The organism is Pseudarthrobacter equi (assembly GCF_900105535.1).
In the GTDB taxonomy this organism is placed as follows: Bacteria; Actinomycetota; Actinomycetes; order Actinomycetales; family Micrococcaceae; genus Arthrobacter; species Arthrobacter equi.
On record NZ_LT629779.1, the window covers coordinates 3,397,418 to 3,420,275 of the forward strand.

Genomic DNA, 22,858 nt, shown 5'->3' on the forward strand with positions numbered 1-22,858 from the left:
CGTCATCGCAAAAGCCCTTCGTAGTGACGTTGTTGTAGCTGCGCATCAATCTGCTTAACGGTCTCCAACCCAACGCCCACCATGATCAGGATCGAGGTGCCACCGAACGGGAAGTTCTGGTTCGCGTTGATCAGTACCAGTGCCACCAGCGGGATCAGTGCCACGAAGCCCAGGTAGAGGGCACCGGGCAGCGTGATCCGTGAGAGCACGTACTGCAGGTAGTCCGCGGTCGGTTTACCGGCGCGGATACCGGGAATGAAGCCGCCGTACTTCTTCATGTTGTCCGACACTTCTTCAGGGTTGAAGGTGATGGCTACGTAGAAGTAGGTAAAGAACACGATCAAGGCGAAGTAGAGCGCCATGTAGATCGGGTGGTCGCCGCGGGTCAGGTTGTTGTTGATCCATTCAACCCATGGCTGGAGCTGCTCGCCCTGCTTCGGCTGGTTGAACTGAGAGATCAGGCCGGGCAGGTAAAGCATGGAGGAAGCGAAGATCACCGGGATAACGCCGGCCATGTTCACCTTGATGGGGATGTAGGTGCTGGTTCCGCCAACGGTCCGGCGTCCGATCATCCGCTTGGCGTACTGCACGGGGATACGGCGCTGGGACTGTTCAACGAAGACCACCAGGGCCACGGTCAGCAGTCCGATCAGCAGCACGATGAAGAACGTTCCGGGGCCCTGTGAGGTCCAGATGGCGCCCAGGGAGGTGGGGAACTGTGCAGCGATCGACGTGAAGATCAGCAGGGACATGCCGTTGCCGACGCCCTTCTCCGTGACGAGCTCGCCCATCCACATGATCAGGCCGGTGCCGGCCGTGAGCGTGATGATGATCAGGATGGTGGTGATGATGCTTTCATCCGGGATGATCGGCAGGGCACACCCGGGCAGGAGCTGGCCGGAACGGGCCAGGGACACCAGGGTGGTGGCGTTGAGCAGGCCCAGGGCGATGGTGAGGTAGCGGGTGTACTGGGTCAGCTTGGACTGGCCCGACGCGCCCTCTTCGTACAGCTCCTGGAACCGGGGAATGACCACCCGGAGCAGCTGCACGATAATGCTGGCCGTAATGTACGGCATGATGCCGAGGGCGAAGATGGACACCTGCAGCAGAGCACCGCCGCTGAACAGGTTCACGAGCTGGTACAGCCCGCCTGCTGTCTGTCCGTTCTGCAAGCATTGCTGGACATTCTGGTAGTTCACACCAGGCGAGGGAATGAAGGCACCCAAGCGGAAGATGGTGATGATTCCCAGCGTGAACAACAACTTGCGTCGCAGATCAGGCGTGCGAAAGGCCCGGCCAAATGCGCTAAGCAAGCGTCCTCCTGTGGTGTGAAGAAGAGTGGTGTGATGGGGATCTATGAATCCCAACAACCGAGTCTAACGGTTGTATGCGCCATGCGAACAATCCGGGGCAGCGCAACTGCGCCGGATGGCACCGCAAATGCGCCTAATGGAACGATTCTGCCGATGAAAAAAACTCCCGGCGACCAGGGCCTGGGGCCCCGGTCACCGGGAGTTCAACTACGGGCTCGCGCCCCACCGTCCCTAGAGGGCGGTGGTGCTTCCGCCTGCAGCAGCAATCTTTTCCGCGGCGCTGGCCGAGAATGCGTGGACGGTGACGTCAACCTTGACGGTGATGTCGCCGGTGCCCAGCACCTTGACGGGCTGGTTCTTGCGAACGGCGCCCTTTTCGACCAGGTTCTCCACCGTGACTGCGCCACCTTCGGGGAACAGCTCGTTGAGCTTGTCCAGGTTTACAACCTGGAACTCAACGCGGAACGGGTTCTTGAAGCCGCGCAGCTTGGGCAGGCGCATGTGCAGCGGCAGCTGGCCGCCGGCAAAGCCAGCCTTTACCTGGTAGCGGGCCTTCGTACCCTTGGTACCGCGACCGGCGGTCTTACCCTTGGATGCCTCGCCACGACCCACACGGGTCTTGGCGGTCTTGGCACCCTGGGCGGGACGCAGGTGGTGAACCTTCAGGGCGTTCTGCTTTTCAGCAGCCTGACCCTGTTCAGCAGTCTTCTCTGCCATTTACTTCGCCTCCTCAACGTTCACGAGGTGCGGAACCGTGTTGAGCATGCCCACGGTCACGGCGTCGGCGGTACGGACAACGCTGTGTCCGATGCGCTTCAGGCCGAGGGACCGCAGGGTCTCGCGCTGGTTCTGCTTGACGCCAATGACGCCCTTGATCTGGGTAATTTCCAACTTTGCGTCGGAGGGAACCAGGTTCTTAGCCATGACTACACACCTGCCTTCGGAGCCAGGAGAGCCTTCACCAGTGCCGCAGGAGCAACTTCGTCCAGCGGCAGGCCGCGGCGTGCTGCCACAGCTGCCGGCTCTTCGAGGCGCTTCAGGGCATCAACGGTCGCGTGAACGATGTTGATGGCGTTGGAGGAACCGAGCGACTTGGAGAGGATGTCGTGGATGCCCACGCACTCCAGTACTGCACGGACCGGGCCACCGGCGATAACACCGGTACCGGCGGAAGCCGGACGCAGCATAACGACGCCCGCAGCAGCTTCACCCTGCACGCGGTGCGGGATGGTGTTGCCAACGCGCGGAACGCGGAAGAAGGACTTCTTGGCTTCTTCAACGCCCTTGGCGATAGCTGCGGGAACTTCCTTGGCCTTGCCGTAGCCGACGCCAACCATGCCGTTACCGTCACCAACGACGACGAGTGCGGTGAAGCTGAAGCGACGACCACCCTTGACGACCTTGGAAACGCGGTTGATGGTGACAACGCGCTCTACGAACTGGTTCTTTTCGGCGTCACGGCCGCCATCGCGGCCGCCACGGCCACCGCGGTCGCCACGGCCCTGGCCACGGTCGCCACGCTCACCGCGACGGGCGCCACCACGGCGATCGTCGGTGGCGGGGGCAGTGGTCTCAGCAGCTGCGGCCTCGGGTGCCTTCTGATCTGCAGACACAGTGTCCTTTTCGTTGTTTGCTTCGGTCACAGTGACAGCCCACCTTCGCGGGCACCGTCAGCGACGGCTGCAATGCGGCCGTGGTACTTGTTACCACCACGGTCGAACACAACAGCCTCGACGCCGGCAGCCTTGGCACGTTCGGCAACGAGCTCGCCAACGCGCTTGGCCTTGGCAGTCTTGTCACCGTCGAATGCACGGAGGTCGGCTTCCAGGGTGGACGCGCTTGCTACGGTCCGGCCAATGGTGTCATCGACAACCTGGACAAATACGTGGCGTGCGGAGCGGTTGACCACCAAGCGGGGGCGGACAGCCGTACCGGAAATGCGCTTGCGGATACGAAGCTGGCGGCGGCTGCGACCAGCAGCCTTGCTCTTGTTCGTACGCTTCTTGTTAATGGCGATGGCCATGGTTACTTACCAGCCTTTCCGACCTTGCGGCGGATGACTTCGCCGGCGTAACGGATGCCCTTGCCCTTGTACGGGTCAGGCTTCCGCAGCTTGCGAATGTTGGCAGCAACCTCGCCGACCTGCTGCTTATTGATGCCTGAGACAGAGAGCTTGGTCGGACCCTCTACTGCAAAGGTGATGCCATCCGGAGCCGAAACGTTGACCGGGTGGCTGTAGCCGAGGGCAAACTCAAGGTCAGAGCCCTTGGCCTGCACGCGGTAACCGGTGCCAACGATTTCGAGCTTCTTCTCGTAGCCTGCGGTGACACCCTGGATCATGTTGGCGATCAGGGTGCGGGTCAGGCCGTGGAGTGAACGGGAGGCGCGCTCGTCGTTCGGGCGGCTGACGGTCAGGGTGGTGTCGTCAAGTGCAACCTCGATCGGGCTGGCCACAGTGTGGCTCAGCTCGCCCTTGGAACCCTTAACGCTGACGACAGAGCCGTCAACCTTGACCTCAACGCCGGCAGGAACGGTGATGGGGAGACGTCCAATACGTGACATTATTCTCTTCCTTTCCCGTTACCAGACGTAGGCGAGGACTTCGCCGCCCACGCCCTTCTTGCCGGCCTGCTTATCAGTCAGGAGCCCGGAAGAGGTGGACAGGATTGCGATACCCAGGCCACCCAGCACGTGCGGCAGGTTGGTGGACTTCGCGTAAACGCGGAGACCCGGCTTGGAGATACGACGGACGCCAGCGATGGAACGCTCGCGGTTCGGACCGAACTTCAGGTCGAGAGTCAGCTTCTTGCCAACCTCTGCGTCTTCTTCCTTCCAGCCGGCGATGAAACCTTCGGCCTTGAGGATGTCAGCAACGCGTGCCTTCAGCTTGCTGTAAGGCATAGACACGGAGTCGTGGTATGCCGAGTTTGCGTTACGCAGGCGCGTAAGCATGTCTGCGACAGGATCTGTCATTGTCATTTGGGCTCTTGCCCTTCCTCGTAACGGTTTCCGCCGCAAGCTTCAGGAAGCTGTGCGGCCGGACCTTTTACGTAGATAATTAAGCTTCGGTTTTGAACGGGAAACCAAGCGCCTTGAGCAGCGCGCGGCCTTCGTCATCGGTCTTGGCGGTGGTAACGACCGTGATATCCATACCGCGAACGCGGTCGATCTTGTCCTGGTCGATTTCGTGGAACATAACCTGCTCGGTCAGACCGAAGGTGTAGTTGCCGTTGCCGTCGAACTGCTTGCCACTGAGGCCGCGGAAGTCGCGGATACGGGGCAGAGCCAGCGAAACGAGGCGGTCCACGAATTCCCACATACGGTCGCCACGCAGGGTTACGTGTGCGCCGATGGGCATGCCTTCGCGCAGCTTGAACTGGGCGATCGACTTGCGGGCCTTGGTAACCTGCGGCTTCTGGCCGGTGATCTGGGTGAGGTCGCGGACAGCGCCGTCGATCAGCTTGGAGTCCTTGGCGGCATCTCCAACACCCATGTTCACAACAACCTTCACCAGGCGGGGTACCTGGTTCACGTTCTCGTACTTGAATTCATCCTGGAGCGTTGCCTTGATGGATTCGGCGTACTTGGTCTTCAGACGAGGAACGATCTTCGTTGCCGGAGTCTCGAGAGTCTCAGTCATTAGATGTCCTTCCCGGAGCTCTTGGACACGCGGATACGGACGGTCTTCTTGACACCGTTCTTCTCCACAGTGTCGAGGCGGAAGCCCACACGGGTCGGCTTCTTGGTCGACGGGTCAACCAGGGCCACGTTGGAAATGTGGATCGGGGCCTCTACAACCTCGATGCCGCCGGTCTTGGTGCCGCGCTGCGACTGTCCAACACGGGTGTGCTTGGTGACGCGGTTGATACCCTCAACCAGCACGCGGTTGGTGTCGGTGAAGACGCGCAGAACCTTGCCCTGCTTGCCGCGGTCGCCGCCGCGCTCAGCCTTGGCGCCAGTGATGACCTGAACCAGGTCACCCTTCTTGATCTTTGCAGCCATGGACTAGAGCACCTCCGGAGCCAGAGAAACGATCTTCATGAACTTCTTGTCACGGAGTTCACGACCAACCGGTCCGAAGATACGGGTACCGCGGGGGTCACCGTCGTTCTTCAGGATCACAGCTGCGTTCTCGTCAAACTTGATGTAGGAACCATCCGCACGGCGGCGTTCCTTCTTGGTACGGACGATGACTGCCTTGACAACATCGCCCTTCTTTACGTTGCCGCCCGGGATTGCATCCTTGACGGTGGCGACGATGACGTCACCGATGCCTGCGTAGCGACGGCCAGATCCACCGAGAACGCGAATGGTAAGGATTTCCTTAGCACCCGTGTTGTCGGCGACCTTGAGTCGCGACTCCTGCTGAATCACTATTTACTCCTTGCGTCGCGCCGGTTCTCAGGCCGTGGTCTTGCTACGGAATGAGCCTTGCGGAACGGTTGATCGGGGTGTCTCTTGACCCGCCTGGATTTTGCCAGACCAGGCCTAAACGCCTGTGCCAGAAGCAGTTGCTCCCATCCGGTCCGGGACAGATCCCGGGCGCACAGGGGCACTGTGCTGTGGCACGCTTGTTTACGAGGTTGATGACGGCGCGCAGAAGGCGCCATACAAACTCAATATCCTAGCATGCTTTTGGCCAGTTCCCATATCACCAGGGTGCACCGCCCCGCAAGCAGGGCAGGACGTACGACGACGTCGCGCAGGGCAGCCGTTCGCCCCACCCGGGGTGCCGCTCCCCCGCGCGGCCGGCCCACCGCCGTCGTGATTCTCCACCCCAACGCGCGCTCACTCGTGGCGGCTATGGGCCCAACGCCCGCTCACTCCCCTGAAGCGAGTGAGCGGGCGTCTCGTGGGAAGCCACCAAATGTGAGCGGGCGTCGGGAGGCGCAAGGGTTAAACGAGGAAGCCCCCGCTCCCGGAAAGGGAGCAGGGGCTTCCAGCCAGCAGCAGGTGCTACTTGGCCTTTTCGAGGATTTCCACGAGCCGCCAGTTCTTGGTGGCGGACAGCGGACGGGTCTCGGCGATGACAACGAGGTCGCCGATGCCGGCGGTGTTCTCTTCGTCGTGTGCCTTGACCTTGGAGGTGCGGCGGATGACCTTGCCGTACAGTGCGTGCTTCACGCGGTCTTCAACCTCGACGACGATGGTCTTTTCCATCTTGTCGGAGACCACGTAGCCGCGACGGGTCTTGCGGTAACCGCGCTGCTCAGCCGTGGCTGCAGTAGCAGATTCGGTCACGTTCTGGTCCTTTTCACTCACTTGGCGTCCTCCTCGGACTCAGCCGTTTCAGCCTTCTCGGCCTTCTTGGTTGCAGCCTTCTTGGACTTCTTTTCTTCCTTGGCTTCCACAACCGGTGCGGCAACCTCGGCACGAATGCCCAGCTCGCGTTCGCGGAGAACGGTGTAGATGCGTGCAATGTCCTTCTTTACTGCACGCAGGCGACCGTGGTTCTCCAGCTGACCGGTGGCGGACTGGAAACGCAGGTTGAACAGCTCTTCCTTAGCCTTACGGAGTTCTTCAACGAGACGCTCGTTGTCGAAACCGTCCAGCTGCGCGGGAGCCAGATCCTTGGATCCTACTGCCATTTCTACTCACCACCTTCGCGACGCACAATGCGTGCCTTCAACGGCAGCTTGTGGATTGCCAGGCGCAGGGCCTCGCGAGCTACCTCTTCATTGACACCGGAGAGTTCGAAAAGAACCCGTCCCGGCTTGACGTTGGCGACCCACCATTCCGGTGAACCCTTACCGGAACCCATGCGGGTTTCGGCAGGCTTCTTGGTCAGGGGACGGTCCGGGTAAATGTTGATCCAGACCTTACCGCCACGCTTGATGTGGCGGGTCATCGCAATACGGGCAGATTCGATCTGACGGTTGGTGACGTATGCCGGGCTCAGAGCCTGGATACCCCACTCGCCGAACGAGACCTCGGTGCCGCCCGTAGCAGCGCCGGAACGACCCGGGTGGTGCTGCTTACGGTGCTTGACTCGACGTGGGATAAGCATTTAAGCCTGTCCTCCTTCTGCTGCTGCAGGTGCAGCCTCAACTGCCGGAGCCTCTGCAGCAGGAGCTGCGTCAGCGGCCGGGCGGTCGTTGCGACGACGGCGGTCACCACGGTCAGCGCCACCCGGACGTCCGCCACGGTCGGAGCGGGGTCCGCGGGACGGTGCCGAAGCAGCCTGTGCGGCCAGTTCCTTGGCGGTGACGTCGCCCTTGTAGATCCAGACCTTCACGCCGATGCGGCCGAAGGTGGTCTTGGCTTCGTAGAAGCCGTAGTCGATGTTCGCGCGGAGGGTGTGCAGGGGCACACGGCCTTCGCGGTAGAACTCCGAGCGGGACATTTCAGCGCCACCCAGGCGGCCCGAGCAAGCGATACGGATACCCTTGGCACCGGCACGCTGTGCGGACTGCATGGCCTTCTTCATCGCGCGGCGGAAAGCCACACGTGATGTCAGCTGCTCTGCAACACCCTGGGCAACCAGCTGTGCTTCCATCTCGGGGTTCTTGACCTCGAGGATGTTCAGCTGGACCTGCTTGCCGGTGAGCTTTTCGAGCTCGCCGCGGATGCGGTCTGCTTCTGCTCCACGGCGGCCGATGACGATACCCGGGCGGGCCGTGTGGATGTCCACGCGGACACGGTCACGGGTGCGCTCGATTTCGACCTTGGCGATGCCGGCGCGCTCCATGCCCGTGGACATGAGCTGGCGGATGCGGATGTCTTCGCGAACGAAGTCCTTGTACCGCTGTCCGGCCTTGGTGCTGTCAGCGAACCAGTGCGATACGTGATCGGTGGTGATGCCGAGTCGGAACCCGTGCGGGTTTACTTTCTGTCCCACTTAGCGAGCCTCCTCTTTCTCCGGGGTAGCGACTACCACGGTGATGTGGCTGGTGCGCTTCTTGATCTGAAATGCACGACCCTGGGCACGCGGCTGGAACCGCTTCATGGTCGGGCCTTCATCAACAAACGCTTCGCTGATGATGAGGTCGCCTTCGTCAAACGCAACGCCGTCGCGGTCTGCGAGGACCCGGGCGTTGGAGATTGCCGACTGAACTACCTTGAATACCGGCTCCGAAGCTGCCTGGGGGGCAAACTTCAGAATTGCCAGAGCCTCATTCGCTTGCAAACCACGAACAAGGTTGACGACGCGCCGGGCCTTCATAGGCGTTACGCGGATGTGGCGCGCAATTGCCTTGGCTTCCATTGCTTTCCTTCTCTCGTCTTTGACGTAAGTGCAGGCGCCTAGCGGCGCTTGCCCTTACGGTCGTCCTTGACATGGCCGCGGAATGTCCGCGTGGGAGCGAATTCGCCGAGCTTGTGCCCGACCATCGACTCGGTGACAAACACCGGAATGTGCTTGCGTCCGTCGTGTACGGCGATCGTGTGTCCGAGCATGTCGGGGACGATCATCGAACGGCGGGACCAGGTCTTGATGACGTTCTTGGTGCCCTTTTCGTTTTCCCTGGCTACCTTCACAAAGAGGTGCTGGTCAACGAAAGGACCTTTTTTCAGGCTGCGTGGCATGTGTCCAGGCTCCTATCGCTTGTTCTTGCCAGTACGACGGCGACGAACAATAAGCTTGTCGCTCTCTTTGTTGGGGCGGCGCGTGCGGCCTTCACGCTGACCGTTCGGGTTGACGGGGTTACGTCCACCGGACGTCTTACCCTCGCCACCACCGTGCGGGTGGTCAACCGGGTTCATGGCTACACCACGGACGGTCGGGCGGACGCCCTTCCAGCGCATGCGGCCGGCCTTGCCCCAGTTGATGTTCGACTGCTCGGCGTTGCCGACCTCGCCGACGGTTGCGCGGCAGCGCACGTCAACGTTGCGGATTTCGCCGGAGGGCAGTCGCAGCTGGGCGAAACGGCCTTCCCTGGCAACGAGCTGGATGGATGCACCGGCGGAGCGGCCCATCTTGGCACCGCCGCCCGGACGCAGCTCCACTGCGTGCACAACGGTACCCACGGGGATGTTGCGCAGGGGCAGGTTGTTGCCCGGCTTGATGTCAGCGTTGGGGCCGGCCTCTACGAAGTCGCCCTGGGACAGCTTGTTCGGGGCGATGATGTAACGCTTGGTGCCATCAACGTAGTGCAGGAGGGCGATGCGAGCCGTACGGTTCGGATCGTACTCAATTTCAGCAACGCGGGCGTCAACGCCGTCCTTGTCGTGGCGACGGAAGTCGATCAGACGGTACTGGCGCTTGTGTCCGCCACCCTTGTGACGGGTGGTGATCTTACCGGTGTTGTTACGGCCGCCCTTTTTGGGCAGCGGACGTACCAACGACTTTTCCGGCGTCGACCGCGTGATTTCGGTGAAGTCCGCTACGCTCGAGCCACGACGGCCCGGGGTAGTCGGCTTGTATTTACGGATTCCCATAATTTATTTCCTCGTTAAAGTGGTCTCCGCTACGCGAGCGGACCGCCGAAGATGTCGATGGTGCCTTCTTTGAGGCTCACAATTGCACGCTTGGTGCTCTTGCGGGTACCCCATCCGAATTTGGTGCGCTTGCGCTTACCGGCACGGTTGATGGTGTTGATCGATTCGACCTTGACGGAGAAAATCTTCTCCACGGCCAGCTTGATCTCAGCCTTGTTCGAGCGGGGGTCCACCAGGAAGGTGTACTTGCCCTCGTCGATCAGGCCATAGCTCTTTTCCGACACGACGGGTGCAAGCACGACGTCGCGGGGATCCTTGATGGTGGCTGCACTCACTTGGCATCCTCCTCGTTCTTAGCTGCCTTAGCGGCAACGAATGCTTCGTAAGCAGCCTTGGTGAAGACAACGTCATCAGAGACGAGAACGTCGTAGGTGTTCAGCTGGTCTGCGTACAGAACGTGGACACCGGTGAGGTTGCGCACGGACAGTGCAGCAACATCGTTGGCGCGCTCGATGACGACCAGCAGGTTCTTGCGGTCGGAAACGCCGCGCAGCGTTGCCAGTGCGGTCTTGGCGGAGGGCTTGGTGCCTTCAACCAGGTCAGCGACAACGTGGATGCGACCGTTGCGGGCCCGGTCAGACAGTGCGCCGCGCAGTGCAGCAGCAATCATCTTCTTGGGGGTCCGCTGGCTGTAGTCACGCGGGGTGGGACCGTGGACAACGCCACCGCCGGTCATGTGCGGAGCACGGATTGAACCCTGACGGGCGCGGCCGGTGCCCTTCTGCTTGAACGGCTTGCGTCCTGCACCGGAAACTTCAGCGCGGGTCTTGGTCTTGTGGGTACCCTGGCGAGCAGCAGCGAGCTGGGCAACGACAACCTGGTGCAGCAGCGGCACGTTGGTCTGTACGTCGAAGATCTCGGCAGGCAGGTCAACCTGGACAGTGTTAGCCATTGAACTAGGCTCCCTTCACGGCGGTACGTACGAAGACGACCTGGCCGCGGGCGCCGGGGACGGCACCCTTGATCAGGAGCAGCGACTTCTCGGCGTCAACCGCGTGGACCGTGAGGTTCAGCGTGGTGTGACGCACGGCGCCCATGCGGCCGGCCATTTTCATGCCCTTGAAGACGCGGCTCGGGGTGGATGCGCCACCGATTGAACCGGGCTTACGGTGGTTCTTGTGGGCACCGTGGGAAGCTCCAACGCCGTGGAAGCCGTGACGCTTCATAACACCGGCGAAGCCCTTACCCTTGGTGGTGCCGATGACGTCGATCTTCTGGCCGGCAGCGAAGAGCTCAACGGACAGCTCCTGGCCCAGCTCGTACTCGGCAGCATCTGCGGTACGGAGTTCGACGACGTGGCGGCGAGGCGTGACGCCTGCCTTTTCAAAGTGACCAGCCAGCGGCTTGGTGACCTTGCGGGGATCGATCTGGCCGTAGCCGATCTGAACGGCGACGTAGCCATCTACCTCTGCGTTGCGCAGCTGGGTGATGACGTTCGAGTCTGCCTGGACCACAGTGACGGGGATGAGCTTGTTGTTCTCGTCCCAGACCTGGGTCATGCCGAGCTTCGTGCCCAGCAGGCCCTTTACGTTACGGGTTGCGGTCATAGTTTCTCAGCACCTCCCTACAGCTTGATTTCGATGTTCACGTCGGCCGGCAGGTCGAGGCGCATGAGCGAGTCGACAGCCTTGGGCGTGGGATCGATGATGTCGATAAGACGCTTGTGCGTGCGCATTTCAAAGTGCTCGCGGCTGTCTTTGTACTTGTGCGGAGAGCGGATAACGCAGTAAACGTTCTTCTCCGTGGGCAGCGGCACGGGGCCAACTACCGTTGCGCCTGCGCGCGTGACCGTCTCAACGATCTTCCGTGCTGAAACGTCAATGACCTCGTGGTCGTATGACTTCAGCCGGATGCGGATTTTTTGTCCCGCCATGTCGCCTGACTCTCTTTCAGTCTGTGCTTCCCCGGGTTAGGGCTGCCCTGTTCACTTACCTGTTGTATGGCTGCCGAAGCAATTGAGGTCGTAACCACCATCCGCCGCACAAACTGAATCCGGATGAATCCGGGTTCCTCACCTTGCCGGCGCAACCGACCCCCGCGGTCGGGCGTGTCGCGCTCTACACGCAAACAAATCCGCATTTTCCATTGGGGTGGGTTATGTTTGGGCTTCCACTTGGACCCTGACACCCGGCATTATCCGGATCGGGACACGAAGAAGCGCTTGAACAACTCATCTAGTATGCCGGATATCTCCGGCATAAGCCAATCGCCCTCGCTAGCCCGGGCGCAGCGCCTGGCGGCCACTCTTCCGTACTGTTGCAGGCCCACCCATTGCCCCGGCTGCCCGGCGAATGGATGATGGGGACATGACGCTGGAGAGCACCGAATCCGTCACTGAACTGGCCAGCCGCATGCCGCCGTCGTTCACTCTTGGCGTGGCAGCGGCGGCCTTCCAGATCGAGGGCGCACTGGCCGACGGCGGCCGCGGCCCCTCAGGGTGGGACGCCTTTGCCCAAAAGCCCGGAGCCATCGTTGACGGCCACTCCCCCGCCATCGCGTGCGACCACTACAACCGGCTGCCCGAGGACGTCGCGCTCCTCAAGGAGCTCGGCGTCGACTCCTACCGGTTCTCCCTCGCCTGGCCCCGCATCCAACCCGATGGCCGCGGCAGGCTCAACCCGGAGGGGCTCGACTTCTACGACCGGCTGATCGACCAGCTGCTGGAAGCCGGCATCGCCCCCATGGCCACCCTGTACCACTGGGACACCCCGCTGCCGCTGGAACACCGCGGCGGCTGGCTCAACAGGGAAACCGCGGAACGCTTCGGCGAGTACGCCGCTGCTGCCGGACAACGGTACGGCGACCGCGTCTCACAGTGGGTCACGCTCAACGAGCCGGTCTCCGTGACGCTCAACGGCTACGCCCTGGGCGTCCATGCCCCCGGCCGGGCGCTGATGTTCGATGCGCTCCCCTCCATTCATCACCAGCTCCTGGCCCACGGCCTGGGCACCCAGGCCCTCCGCGCGGCAGGCGTCCGGGGCGGAATCGGCGTCACGAACCTGCACGCCCCCATCCGGCCGGCATCCCGCAAGATCGGGGACCGGGTGGTGGCGCATCTGTACGACCTGTTGATGAACAGGATCTATGCAGACCCGGTGCTGCTGGGCCGCTATCCCAACCTTCCGGTGTACGCCCGGCCGTGGCTGCGTTCGATCGGGCGCATCTCCGATTCCGACCTGCGGACCATCCACCAGCCACTCGACTTCTACGGACTGAACTACTACTTCCCGGTCAAGGTGGCCTTGGGGCGGGGCGTCACCGCCATTCCCGCTGACATGCACAAGGCCGTGGCACGGCTGCCCTTCCACGAGGTGGGTTACCCGGAGTTCAGCAACACGGGCTTCGGCTGGCCTGTGGCCCCCGGGCACCTGGGTGTCCTGCTGCAGGAAATGAGGGACCGGTACGGTGCTGCCCTCCCGCCGGTCTACATCACGGAAGGCGGTGCCAGCTTTCCCGAACCGGATACAGTATCCGGAACCCTGCAGGATGGTGAGCGCCTCAGCTACCTGGCCTCGCACCTGGCAGCCGCGCTGGAAGCGACGGCCCCCGGCGGAATCGCCTCGGGAGTGGACCTGCGGGGATACTTCGTCTGGACACTCATGGACAATTTCGAGTGGGCCGCCGGGTACTCACAGCGGTTCGGCCTGGTCCACGTCGACTTCAGCAACCAGGAGCGTACGCCCAAGCAGTCGTTCTACTGGTATCAGGCCCTCTCCCGGGCCCGCAGGGTCCAGTCCGCAGGGTAGGCAGCCGCGGCGTTGGCAGAGTCACGCCGCGGTGCGGGGCACCTGCAATGGCCGGTTACTGGTTCTTGTTGGCCCTGTTGATCCGCTTTGCCCGGTCGATCTCGTGGCGGAAGTGTTTCTTCGCCCAGAAGACTCCGGCCACCACGGCAGCCGCGACGATCAGGAAAATAAGCCATCCCATGATGAGCTCCTCTCAATGCTGCAACAGTATCAGGGCACTTTCCTGGCCGGAGCGTCGCTGCCGGCGTCCCTCCCCGCATCTGAAGGTGCTGGAGGCGCTGGCGGCGCTGGCCGAGCAGCCTTCGCGGCCTCTGGCCCGGCACTCCGGTTCAGCCGCCAGACGGCAAAAGCAATCAGACCGACGGCGATAAGCGCCAGGAGTACGAACGTGTACCCGCGCATCGCCCAAAGAATGCAGGCGGCAACACCGGCGGCGCCCCACCTGACGAAGATCTTCTCGCCGGCCAGGAGCCCGCCGACGAGCAGCACAGCGAGCAGCACCAAAAGCCACAGCTGCTGCCCTGCAGTGCCGCCAAACACGGTTCCTGCCCCGGTCAGCGTAAGCAGGACGGCCGCCGCCACAGCGATACCGCGCCCCGCCTTGGGCTGTCCGGAGCGGTAGCGAAGGAACGCCAGGGCGGCCCCAAGCACCACGTACCACTGCGCCGCCCAGAAGGGATCCGGCAAGCCGGCCCCGAAACTCCGGCGGCCGTCCAGTTCGAAGATCGCCGCGCGTTGAACTCCGGCTATCACCACCACAGCACCCGCCTCGGAGACCACCCGGCGAAGTTCTGCCGGGGCTTCCGCGATGCAGATGCCCGCCGCGCCCGCCAGCGCTGAGGCGGCAACCCAGGCCGTGGTGTCTGCCGCGATTCCAGCAAATGTGGCCAGGGCGAACCCGGCCAAGGCGGCGCCGGCCAGGGACCAGCGGCGCAAGGGGTCAGCCGCTAGCCCGGCGGACCTTGCCACCCGCACACCGTAGAGGGCGGCTCCCGCTGCGCCGGCACCGAGCCACGGCGCATAGGCCGCCCAGGCGTCCGGGTTTCCCCCTGCCACCTCCCGGACCACCATGAAGGTACCGGCCAGGATAGCCGCCGACGCCGGCGCGTACAGCACCCCGGCCCGCTCAACGTGGGAGGCGCAGAAGAGGACAGCGGCGAGCACCAGGACCGCAAACCCGGCGATCCACTCATCGGCCTGCGGAGCGAGGACCAACGCACTGAGGCTGTATCCCAGTGCGGCTGCCAGCCACAGCCAATGCTCAGTTCCGGAGGGGATCGGCATCCGCCGGGACCACAACACTCCGGCCACGGCCGCCGCAAGCGCCAGCGCCAGCAGAAGAAGCGCCACCCCGGTGTAGCCCAGCACCGGGGACACTGCAGGCGTCACCAGCGGGCTCAGCGCCAGCACCCCGCCCAGCACGGCAAAGGCTGCGAAGTAGAGTGCACCGCGCGCCGCGAACAGGGTCCTGGCAACGACGGCCGAAACAAGAACCAGCCCGAACTCCACCAGGATGATCCAGCGTTCGCCACCGCTGCCGGCTGCTCCGTAACGGCTGAAGTAGGCCAGTGGAAGGATGGCTTGGCCCGCGAGGGTGATCCACACCGCCGCCTGCTGGAAGGGAACCTCTTGAAGGCGGAAGCGCATCACCCACCGTACGGCGTGCTGCGCGGCAAGAACGCCGGCAAAGGTCAGCGACACAACGTCCGGGGAGGCGGAGACGTCGTAACTGAGGATCACGGCCAGGGCCGCCGTCAGTACCCTCGCGGCAACAAAGTACCCGCCCTTCTCCACAGCCCGGCCAGCTGCTGCCACCATCACCGCGGCGAAGGCAGCAAAGATGCCCAGCAGCACCTCGACCAGGGTGAGGTTGCCGGTGGACAGTCCCACCAGGACGAGGAAGGATGCCGGCGCGAACCACCCGGAGCCCCGTTGGCCGCGCAGCAACAGCCCGGCAGCAGCCGAGGACAGCGCAGTGACCCCCGGGAGGACCAGATGCTGCCAGCTTCCCGCCGACAGCGGCCACAGCATGGCGCACCCGATGAGCTGCACCGCCAGAACCACACCCGCATCCACGGCCGCGCCACGCGGAGAACGCCCAAGCCGGAAAGACACCAGCACCACGGCCATCTGGACGGCCAACACGGCAACCAGCACCGTGGCGGGGTCAACAGCTTCCCCGCCTACTAATGGCGCGCCCGCGGAGACCACCAGCCTGTCGAACAGCGTCAGCGCCAACAATGTGGCGGCGATGCGGCTAAGCCACCAATATCCCCAACGGTGCAGCCGGGACCGCAGCCGAACCCCTGTGACGGCGAGGTAGGCCACCACTACAGCCAGCGCGATGTTCCCTGCATCCGGTGTAATCCACCTGAAAGCGAACTCCAGCATCACGCTTGCCAGCACCAGCGGCACCACTTCGCCTGCTCGTGGACTCCAGGCGCGCTCCCCGCCCGGCTGCGGTACCAGGAGCAGACCCATGACAACCGCTGCAGCGAGCTGCAGCAGAATCCCGACCCACGTCAGCGACTGTCCAGGCGAAGAGTCCACGGCGGCGAGAACAGCGACTCCCACCGTCCCAAGAACAGAGAAGCCAACCAGGGTCGCTTGTGGCGCAAATTCGCTACGACTCCCCCGCTGCAGCCAGGCAGACAGCAACTGCTGTGCCACGGCCGCTGCCACAACACTGAACCACACTGCCTGCCCCTGCGTGCGGCCCTCCGTCAAGGCGGCCGTCACGGCGGGAACGGCAACCGTGCCTGCGATCCTGGTGTTGAAGAGGAGGATCTGCCGTTGCGTGCCGCTTTCACGGAACCCACGGACCAGCCAGAAGAATCCGGTGAGGAGCACCATGAGGGCGAACTCCCACTCCCCCATCACCCTGCTGACGACTCCGGCCAGGGCAATGCCCGCAAACGGAAGGAACTCCGCCGCCCGGCGCAGCCTGACAGCCAGGGCAAAGCTCGTCAGGAGCAGCAGCAATACCGGCACCCACAGTGGAATTGCTCCTGCATCAGGCACCCACGCGCCGGCAATGCTGCGCAGCACAGTGCTGCCCGCAAACGCTGCCGTCAACGCCCAGTGCACCACGTGGGTCACCATGACGTCGGCACGCCAACGTGGCGCCAATGCTTCGCTCAGGGAAGGAGTGGGCACGGTGGCAGCCAACGGTTCCTTTTCCCCGTCAGGCCGGCGGGGAGGGAACCAGGCCGCCAGACGGCCGCCACCCACGGCAACGCCGATGGCCTGCACCGCAAGCAGTGCGCAGGCGGCCAGCAGTGCGCCTCTCACGGTATCGGTGAGCTCCAGGACAGCCACCGCCCCCGCAACCGTCAGTGCGGCGCGGGATGCATAGAAATTGCCGAGCCTGAAGCTTGCTCCCGGTACTGCGGCCATGGTGGCGAAGTATGCACCGCTGAGCCCGAGGATCAGTGCGTACTCGGCCAGGCTGGTGCGCAGGAGGAAAGTTGCAGCCAGGGCAACAGCAGGTACGACGACGGGGTGGACAGTTATCAGGGGCCGCAGGAAAAGCGGGGGAAGCCAGCCCGGCCTGACCAGGCTCAGCAGGGTGAACAGGACTGCCACGGCGATGAGCATCACGAAGTACCAAACAAGGGCGGCACCGAGGACTGCCATACCCGACCACGCGGTGGAGACAAGGAAAGTCAGCGACAGATACGCCAGCACGCGGCTTTCGAGCCGGAGGGCGGCCGCAATGTAGGCAAGGGTTCCAACGAGCGAGGTGGCGAGCCACGCCGCGGGCCCGTTTTGCCAGACAAAACTGTAAAGGGCCAAGCCGATGACAGGGACGAGCGCCAGCCCGGTGCCAGTAAAGGCCACCGCGGCAGGCTTCAGGCGCGGGACGCGGTGGTGCAGGATGAATCCGGAGCCGTAGAACAGGGCAGCCACGGAGCAGACACCTGCGAACCTCATCATGGGCGGCAGCGCCGTTCCCACAAACAGGGCCGCTGCGGCAACGAGAAGGAGGCTCGCCACATACAGCGTGACGTTGATGTTCTGGCGGTCACGCCGTTCCCGGCGCGCTGCCGCCTCTTCGGCTGATTCTGCCGGCCGCGACGGGCCATCGGCGTATCCGCGGTATGGGACAGGCTGGGTGGTGGGCTTTGGCCGTGGTGTCATAGCGGCCCCCACGGGCACTGGCTGCGGAGGTGCTGCAGGACGGCTTGGCATCACGGAAGCCGGCTGAGGTGCAGGAGCCGATTGGGGTGCAGGAGCCGTGACCGTCGGCGGGGCGAACACAGGCCGCGCCGCCGGAGCCTGGGCCGGGGCGGGGGCCTGCACCCGATCGGGCGGCGCGGTTGTGGAATCTGTCGCCTGGCGCTCAGCCACTTTGGCCATGGCATCCAGCCAACCCTGCAAGTGACCGGCCCGGTAGCCTGCCTCGTACGAATCGTCCGGCATGAGATGGCCTTTCAGGGAGAGTGTGGCAGAAGTCCCGCGGTTTATCCATTGACTGGATTAACGGTAGCAAAAGAAGGCCCCGCTGCACACTGCAGCGGGGCCTTCTGTGGATTACCGGGACATAATCCCGGCTATCCGATGATCAGCAAGAGTTACTTGATGATCTTGGTGACGCGTCCCGAACCAACGGTGCGGCCGCCTTCGCGGATAGCGAAGCCGAGGCCGTCTTCCATAGCGATCGGCTGGATGAGCGCAACGGTCATCTCAGTGTTGTCGCCGGGCATAACCATTTCCGTGCCCTCAGGCAGGGTGATAACGCCGGTAACGTCCGTCGTACGGAAGTAGAACTGCGGGCGGTAGTTCGAGTAGAACGGGTTGTGGCGTCCGCCTTCGTCCTTGGACAGGATGTAGACGTTGGCCTCGAAGTCGGTGTGCGGGGTGATGGAACCCGGCTTGACGACAACCTGGCCACGCTCGACATCGTCGCGCTTCAGGCCACGGAGCAGCAGGCCACAGTTCTCGCCGGCCCATGCTTCGTCGAGCTGCTTGTGGAACATCTCGATACCGGTAACCGTGGTCTTCTGGACCGGGCGGATGCCAACGATCTCGACCTCGGAGTTGATGGCGAGGGTGCCACGCTCGGCGCGGCCCGTAACAACGGTGCCACGGCCGGTGATGGTGAAGACGTCTTCAATCGGCATCAGGAACGGCTTGTCGCGGTCACGTACGGGGTCCGGAACGGACTCGTCGACAGCTGCCATCAGGTCCTCAACGGACTTGACCCAAACCGGGTCGCCTTCCAGAGCCTTCAGGCCGGAAACGCGAACAACCGGAGCCTCATCGCCATCGAAGCCCTGCGAGCTGAGCAGCTCACGAACTTCCATTTCGACGAGGTCGAGGAGCTCTTCGTCATCAACCATGTCGGACTTGTTCAGCGCGACCAGCAGGTAGGGAACACCAACCTGGCGGGCGAGCAGAACGTGCTCGCGGGTCTGAGCCATGGGGCCATCGGTAGCAGCAACCACGAGGATTGCGCCGTCCATCTGGGCAGCACCGGTGATCATGTTCTTGATGTAGTCAGCGTGACCGGGGGCGTCTACGTGTGCGTAGTGGCGCTTCTCGGTCTGGTACTCCACGTGGGAGATGTTGATGGTAATACCGCGCTGACGCTCTTCGGGAGCAGAGTCGATAGACGCGAAGTCGCGCTTCTCGTTGAGATCCGGGTACTTGTCGTACAGCACCTTGGAAATGGCGGCCGTCAGCGTCGTCTTACCGTGGTCAACGTGACCGATGGTGCCGATGTTGACGTGCGGCTTAGTCCGCTCGAACTTTGCCTTTGCCACAGGTTCCTCCTAGAACGATTTCAAATGACTTGCCCTTCAACCGCGCTTTTCGCGGCAGAAACTCAGGCAAGTCTACTTGGGGGCTTTGGATTGGTGAAATTGCAGATTCAGGAACTAATACTAATCCCCTGAGCCTGTTCGTGCAGATGGCCTGGAGCCGGCTTGACCGGGATGGGTCCCGCCGGCCCCGGCCACCTGCACCGGCTGCGCTGTCCGTTTCCGGCTGCGCACCCGAGGTATTCGCTTTAAGTGCCCTGTACGGACTACTCGCCGCGGCTCTTCTGGATGATCTCGTCGGCGACAGCCTTCGGGACCTCCGCGTAGCTGTTGAACGTCATGGAGTACACAGCGCGGCCCTGGGTCTTCGAACGCAGGTCACCGATGTAGCCGAACATGCCGGACAGCGGAACGTGCGCGCGGATAACCTTGACGCCCTGTGCATCTTCCATGGACTGCATCTGGCCACGGCGGGAGTTGATGTCACCGATAACTTCACCCATGTATTCCTCAGGGGTGCGGACTTCGACATCCATCAGCGGTTCGAGCAGGACAGGGTTCGCCTTGCGTGCGGCTTCCTTGAAAGCCATACGGCCGGCGATCTTGAACGCCATTTCCGAGGAGTCAACATCGTGGTACGCGCCGTCAATCAGCGTGGCCTTGATGCCCACAACCGGGTAACCGGCCAGGACGCCGTCGTTCAGTGCATCCTGGATACCAGCGTCGACAGACGGGATGTATTCGCGCGGAACGCGGCCACCGGTGACCTTGTTCTCGAACTCGTACAGCTCGCCCTCGGCAGTGTCCAGCGGTTCGATCGCAATCTGGATCTTTGCGAACTGGCCCGAACCACCGGTCTGCTTCTTGTGCGTGTAGTCGTGGCGTTCGACGGCGCGCTTGATGGTTTCGCGGTAGGCAACCTGGGGCTTGCCCACGTTTGCCTCGACCTTGAACTCGCGGCGCATACGGTCCACCAGGATGTCCAGGTGGAGCTCGCCCATGCCGGCGATGATGGTCTGGCCGGTGTCTTCGTTGAGGGACACCTGGAAGGTGGGGTCCTCAGCGGAGAGCTTCTGGATGGCCGTGGAGAGCTTCTCCTGGTCACCCTTGGTGTTCGGCTCGATGGCAACCGAGATCACGGGCTCCGGGAAGCTCATGGACTCAAGCACGATCTGGTTTGCAGAGTCGCACAGGGTGTCGCCCGTGGTGGTGTCCTTGAGACCGATGGCAGCGTAGATGTGGCCGGCGGTGGCGCCCTCAACGGGCATCTCCTTGTTGGCGTGCATCTGGAACAGCTTGCCGATGCGCTCTTTCTTACCCTTGGTGGAGTTGACCACCTGGGCGCCTGCTTCCACGTGACCGGAGTACACGCGGATGAAGGTGAGCTGGCCGAAGAACGGGTGCGCTGCAATCTTGAAGGCCAGTGCGGAGAAAGGCTCGTCAGCGGAAGGTGCGCGGGTCAGTTCCTTCTCTTCGTCGCGGGGGTCGTGACCGACCATCGGCGGGACGTCGAGCGGGTTCGGCAGGTAGTCGACAACTGCATCGAGCATCGGCTGAACGCCACGGTTCTTGAACGCGGAGCCACAGAAGATCGGGTAGAGCTCGGAGTTGATCGTCATCTTGCGGATGCCGGCCTTGAGCTCGTCTACGGTGAGTTCTTCGCCTTCAAGGTACTTCTCCATGAGTTCCTCGGAGGACTCTGCAACGGTCTCAACGAGCGCTGCGCGGTACTCTTCGGCCTTTTCCTGGAGGTCAGCCGGGATCTCGCGGATCTCGTACTTCGCACCCATGGTGACGTCACCCTTGGCATCGCCGGGCCAGACCAGGGAGCGCATGTAGAGCAGGTCCACGACGCCGATGAAGTCGTTCTCAGCACCGATGGGCAGCTGCATGACCAGCGGCTTGGCGCCGAGGCGGCTGACGATGGTGTCTACGGTGAAGTAGAAATCAGCGCCGAGCTTGTCCATCTTGTTGACGAAGCAGATACGCGGGACGTTGTACTTGTCAGCCTGGCGCCACACGGTCTCGGACTGGGGCTCAACGCCTTCCTTGCCATCGAAGACAGCAACGGCACCGTCGAGGACGCGCAGGGAGCGCTCAACCTCAACAGTGAAGTCCACGTGGCCGGGAGTGTCGATGATGTTGATCTGGTTGTTTTCCCAGAAGCAGGTCACGGCGGCAGACGTGATGGTGATGCCGCGTTCCTTTTCCTGTTCCATCCAGTCAGTGGTCGAAGCGCCGTCGTGCGTTTCGCCGATCTTGTGGTTCACACCCGTGTAGAACAGGATGCGCTCGGTGGTGGTGGTCTTGCCGGCATCAATATGGGCCATGATGCCGATGTTGCGGACCTTACTAAGGTCGGTAAGCACGTCCTGTGCCACGGGGTCTCCTTTTGGGATGGACTACACGTTCGCCGCCGGCTCGGTTGAGCCGGCGGCGTCCGGGGAGTATTACCAGCGGTAGTGTGCGAAGGCCTTGTTGGACTCGGCCATCTTGTGGGTGTCTTCGCGACGCTTCACAGCGGCACCGAGACCGTTGGACGCATCCAGGATTTCGTTCTGGAGACGCTCGGTCATCGTCTTTTCGCGGCGGGCCTTGGAGTAGCCAACCAGCCACCGCAGGGCAAGTGCGGTGGAGCGGCCCGGCTTGACCTCAACCGGAACCTGGTAGGTGGCGCCGCCGACGCGGCGTGAGCGGACCTCAAGCGAAGGCTTGACGTTGTCCATGGCCTTCTTCAGTGCAGCCACGGGGTCGCCGCCGGACTTGGCGCGTGCGCCTTCGAGGGCACCGTAGACAATGCGCTCTGCCGTGGACTTCTTGCCGTCAACGAGCACCTTGTTGATGAGCTGGGTTACCAGCGGGGAGCCGTAAACGGGATCCTGTACGAGCGGCCGCTTGGGGGCCGGACCCTTGCGAGGCATATTACTTCTTCTCCATCTTTGCGCCGTAGCGGCTGCGGGCCTGCTTACGGTTCTTCACACCCTGGGTATCGAGGGCGCCACGGACGATCTTGTAGCGGACACCCGGAAGGTCCTTCACACGACCACCGCGAACGAGCACAATGGAGTGCTCCTGCAGGTTGTGGCCAACACCGGGGATGTAAGCGGTAACTTCAACGCCACCGTTGAGGCGCACACGTGCAACCTTACGCAGAGCCGAGTTCGGCTTCTTGGGGGTGGTGGTGTAAACGCGGGTGCAAACACCGCGGCGCATCGGGCTGCCGTTCAGGGCAGGAGCCTTGGTCTTTTTGACCTTAGGCGTGCGGCCCTTGCGGACCAGCTGGTTAATCGTAGGCACTCTCGTGTTCTCCGTTGGTTTGATCTCTACCGGCACATTCAGGCGTCAGCCGTCTCTGCTCCGGTTTTGGCGTTGTCCCTGCAGGCCTGGTGGCTCAAATCTTGCCTAGGCGTGCAAAATGGTGGCATTCGTTGCGCACCTTACCCGCAACCCGGAAACAAGCTCACACCCAGCATCATGAGAACAAAACCAAAATGACGCTGCGGCGGCCTTCATCCACTGCCACACAGAACAATTACAGAAAAGTCTAGCACGGCTTGATCCTGAGCCTTAATCAGGTGTAAGGCGGACGACGGCGGCAGCC

Annotated in this window: 28 protein-coding genes; 1 reads left to right on the forward strand and 27 read right to left on the reverse strand. The window is 62.8% G+C overall.

What is annotated here, in order from left to right; translation table 11 throughout:
• Positions 1-2 precede the first annotated feature (2 nt).
• From secY to rpsJ, 21 genes are all read right to left on the reverse strand, one after another.
• Complete coding sequence (secY, locus tag BLT71_RS15385; RefSeq protein WP_091721970.1) at positions 3-1,313, reverse strand: preprotein translocase subunit SecY; 1,311 nt, start codon at positions 1,311-1,313, stop codon at positions 3-5.
• A 231-nt stretch (positions 1,314-1,544) separates the two neighbouring features.
• The gene (gene rplO, locus BLT71_RS15390) at positions 1,545-2,030 is read right to left on the reverse strand and encodes a 50S ribosomal protein L15 (protein ID WP_015937838.1); all 486 of its coding nucleotides are present in this window, start codon (positions 2,028-2,030) and stop codon (positions 1,545-1,547) included.
• Positions 2,031-2,237: a 50S ribosomal protein L30 gene (gene rpmD, locus BLT71_RS15395; RefSeq protein ID WP_091721973.1), complete on the reverse strand. Its 207-nt coding sequence runs from the start codon at positions 2,235-2,237 to the stop codon at positions 2,031-2,033.
• A 2-nt stretch (positions 2,238-2,239) separates the two neighbouring features.
• Positions 2,240-2,956 (reverse strand): 30S ribosomal protein S5, encoded by a 717-nt coding sequence (gene rpsE, locus BLT71_RS15400; RefSeq protein ID WP_015937840.1) that lies wholly within the window; start codon positions 2,954-2,956, stop codon positions 2,240-2,242.
• Entirely contained in the window at positions 2,953-3,336 is a 384-nt protein-coding gene (gene rplR, locus BLT71_RS15405; RefSeq protein ID WP_091721976.1) for a 50S ribosomal protein L18, read from the reverse strand. The genes rpsE and rplR overlap by 4 nt, the downstream gene beginning before the upstream one ends.
• Before the next feature lie 2 nt (positions 3,337-3,338).
• Complete coding sequence (rplF, locus tag BLT71_RS15410) at positions 3,339-3,875, reverse strand: 50S ribosomal protein L6 (RefSeq protein WP_056075367.1); 537 nt, start codon at positions 3,873-3,875, stop codon at positions 3,339-3,341.
• Between the two features lie 18 nt (positions 3,876-3,893).
• On the reverse strand, positions 3,894-4,292 hold the full coding sequence (rpsH, locus tag BLT71_RS15415) for a 30S ribosomal protein S8 (RefSeq protein WP_015937843.1): 399 nt from the start codon (positions 4,290-4,292) through the stop codon (positions 3,894-3,896).
• A gap of 79 nt (positions 4,293-4,371) precedes the next feature.
• Positions 4,372-4,953, reverse strand: coding sequence for a 50S ribosomal protein L5 (gene rplE, locus BLT71_RS15420; RefSeq protein WP_091721978.1), 582 nt, complete (start codon positions 4,951-4,953; stop codon positions 4,372-4,374).
• Positions 4,953-5,315: a 50S ribosomal protein L24 gene (rplX, locus tag BLT71_RS15425; protein ID WP_015937845.1), complete on the reverse strand. Its 363-nt coding sequence runs from the start codon at positions 5,313-5,315 to the stop codon at positions 4,953-4,955. The genes rplE and rplX overlap by 1 nt, the downstream gene beginning before the upstream one ends.
• Positions 5,316-5,318: 3 nt before the next feature.
• Positions 5,319-5,687, reverse strand: coding sequence for a 50S ribosomal protein L14 (gene rplN, locus BLT71_RS15430; protein WP_003803789.1), 369 nt, complete (start codon positions 5,685-5,687; stop codon positions 5,319-5,321).
• A 582-nt stretch (positions 5,688-6,269) separates the two neighbouring features.
• Entirely contained in the window at positions 6,270-6,575 is a 306-nt protein-coding gene (gene rpsQ, locus BLT71_RS15435) for a 30S ribosomal protein S17 (RefSeq protein WP_015937846.1), read from the reverse strand.
• The gene (rpmC, locus tag BLT71_RS20915; protein ID WP_015937847.1) at positions 6,572-6,901 is read right to left on the reverse strand and encodes a 50S ribosomal protein L29; all 330 of its coding nucleotides are present in this window, start codon (positions 6,899-6,901) and stop codon (positions 6,572-6,574) included. The genes rpsQ and rpmC overlap by 4 nt, the downstream gene beginning before the upstream one ends.
• A gap of 2 nt (positions 6,902-6,903) precedes the next feature.
• Positions 6,904-7,320 (reverse strand): 50S ribosomal protein L16, encoded by a 417-nt coding sequence (gene rplP / locus BLT71_RS15445; RefSeq protein ID WP_015937848.1) that lies wholly within the window; start codon positions 7,318-7,320, stop codon positions 6,904-6,906.
• Entirely contained in the window at positions 7,321-8,151 is an 831-nt protein-coding gene (gene rpsC / locus BLT71_RS15450) for a 30S ribosomal protein S3 (protein WP_056075369.1), read from the reverse strand.
• Entirely contained in the window at positions 8,152-8,517 is a 366-nt protein-coding gene (gene rplV / locus BLT71_RS15455) for a 50S ribosomal protein L22 (protein ID WP_009358304.1), read from the reverse strand.
• Between the two features lie 38 nt (positions 8,518-8,555).
• Positions 8,556-8,837: a 30S ribosomal protein S19 gene (gene rpsS, locus BLT71_RS15460; protein ID WP_018773666.1), complete on the reverse strand. Its 282-nt coding sequence runs from the start codon at positions 8,835-8,837 to the stop codon at positions 8,556-8,558.
• Between the two features lie 12 nt (positions 8,838-8,849).
• A complete protein-coding gene (gene rplB / locus BLT71_RS15465; protein ID WP_015937850.1) occupies positions 8,850-9,689 on the reverse strand; it encodes a 50S ribosomal protein L2 in 840 nt (279 codons plus the stop codon).
• Between the two features lie 29 nt (positions 9,690-9,718).
• The gene (rplW, locus tag BLT71_RS15470) at positions 9,719-10,024 is read right to left on the reverse strand and encodes a 50S ribosomal protein L23 (RefSeq protein ID WP_056075372.1); all 306 of its coding nucleotides are present in this window, start codon (positions 10,022-10,024) and stop codon (positions 9,719-9,721) included.
• A complete protein-coding gene (gene rplD / locus BLT71_RS15475) occupies positions 10,021-10,641 on the reverse strand; it encodes a 50S ribosomal protein L4 (RefSeq protein WP_056075375.1) in 621 nt (206 codons plus the stop codon). Before rplD ends, rplW begins: the two co-directional genes overlap by 4 nt.
• Before the next feature lie 4 nt (positions 10,642-10,645).
• Complete coding sequence (rplC, locus tag BLT71_RS15480; RefSeq protein WP_015937852.1) at positions 10,646-11,296, reverse strand: 50S ribosomal protein L3; 651 nt, start codon at positions 11,294-11,296, stop codon at positions 10,646-10,648.
• Positions 11,297-11,313: 17 nt separating this feature from the next.
• Positions 11,314-11,622, reverse strand: coding sequence for a 30S ribosomal protein S10 (gene rpsJ, locus BLT71_RS15485; RefSeq protein ID WP_003803825.1), 309 nt, complete (start codon positions 11,620-11,622; stop codon positions 11,314-11,316).
• Positions 11,623-12,055: 433 nt separating this feature from the next.
• Between rpsJ and BLT71_RS15490 the strand changes: the two genes are divergently transcribed.
• Positions 12,056-13,495 (forward strand): GH1 family beta-glucosidase, encoded by a 1,440-nt coding sequence (locus BLT71_RS15490; RefSeq protein WP_091721981.1) that lies wholly within the window; start codon positions 12,056-12,058, stop codon positions 13,493-13,495.
• Between the two features lie 55 nt (positions 13,496-13,550).
• Here the strand turns inward: BLT71_RS15490 and BLT71_RS20920 are convergent, their stop codons facing one another.
• The 6 genes from BLT71_RS20920 to rpsL form a co-directional block, all read right to left on the reverse strand.
• Positions 13,551-13,676 (reverse strand): hypothetical protein, encoded by a 126-nt coding sequence (locus BLT71_RS20920; protein WP_261618682.1) that lies wholly within the window; start codon positions 13,674-13,676, stop codon positions 13,551-13,553.
• A 29-nt stretch (positions 13,677-13,705) separates the two neighbouring features.
• The gene (locus BLT71_RS15495; RefSeq protein WP_231994308.1) at positions 13,706-17,635 is read right to left on the reverse strand and encodes a hypothetical protein; all 3,930 of its coding nucleotides are present in this window, start codon (positions 17,633-17,635) and stop codon (positions 13,706-13,708) included.
• A 434-nt stretch (positions 17,636-18,069) separates the two neighbouring features.
• Positions 18,070-19,260 carry an elongation factor Tu gene (tuf, locus tag BLT71_RS15500; protein WP_056075385.1) on the reverse strand — a complete coding sequence of 397 codons (1,191 nt, stop codon included), beginning with the start codon at positions 19,258-19,260 and terminating at the stop codon, positions 18,070-18,072.
• Between the two features lie 263 nt (positions 19,261-19,523).
• Positions 19,524-21,638, reverse strand: coding sequence for an elongation factor G (gene fusA / locus BLT71_RS15505; RefSeq protein ID WP_091721986.1), 2,115 nt, complete (start codon positions 21,636-21,638; stop codon positions 19,524-19,526).
• 69 nt (positions 21,639-21,707) lie between these two features.
• Positions 21,708-22,178, reverse strand: a complete 471-nt coding sequence (gene rpsG / locus BLT71_RS15510; RefSeq protein ID WP_013601837.1) for a 30S ribosomal protein S7 — start codon at positions 22,176-22,178, stop codon at positions 21,708-21,710.
• A 1-nt stretch (position 22,179) separates the two neighbouring features.
• Positions 22,180-22,554 carry a 30S ribosomal protein S12 gene (rpsL, locus tag BLT71_RS15515; protein WP_011692814.1) on the reverse strand — a complete coding sequence of 125 codons (375 nt, stop codon included), beginning with the start codon at positions 22,552-22,554 and terminating at the stop codon, positions 22,180-22,182.
• Between the last annotated feature and the right edge of the window lie 304 nt (positions 22,555-22,858).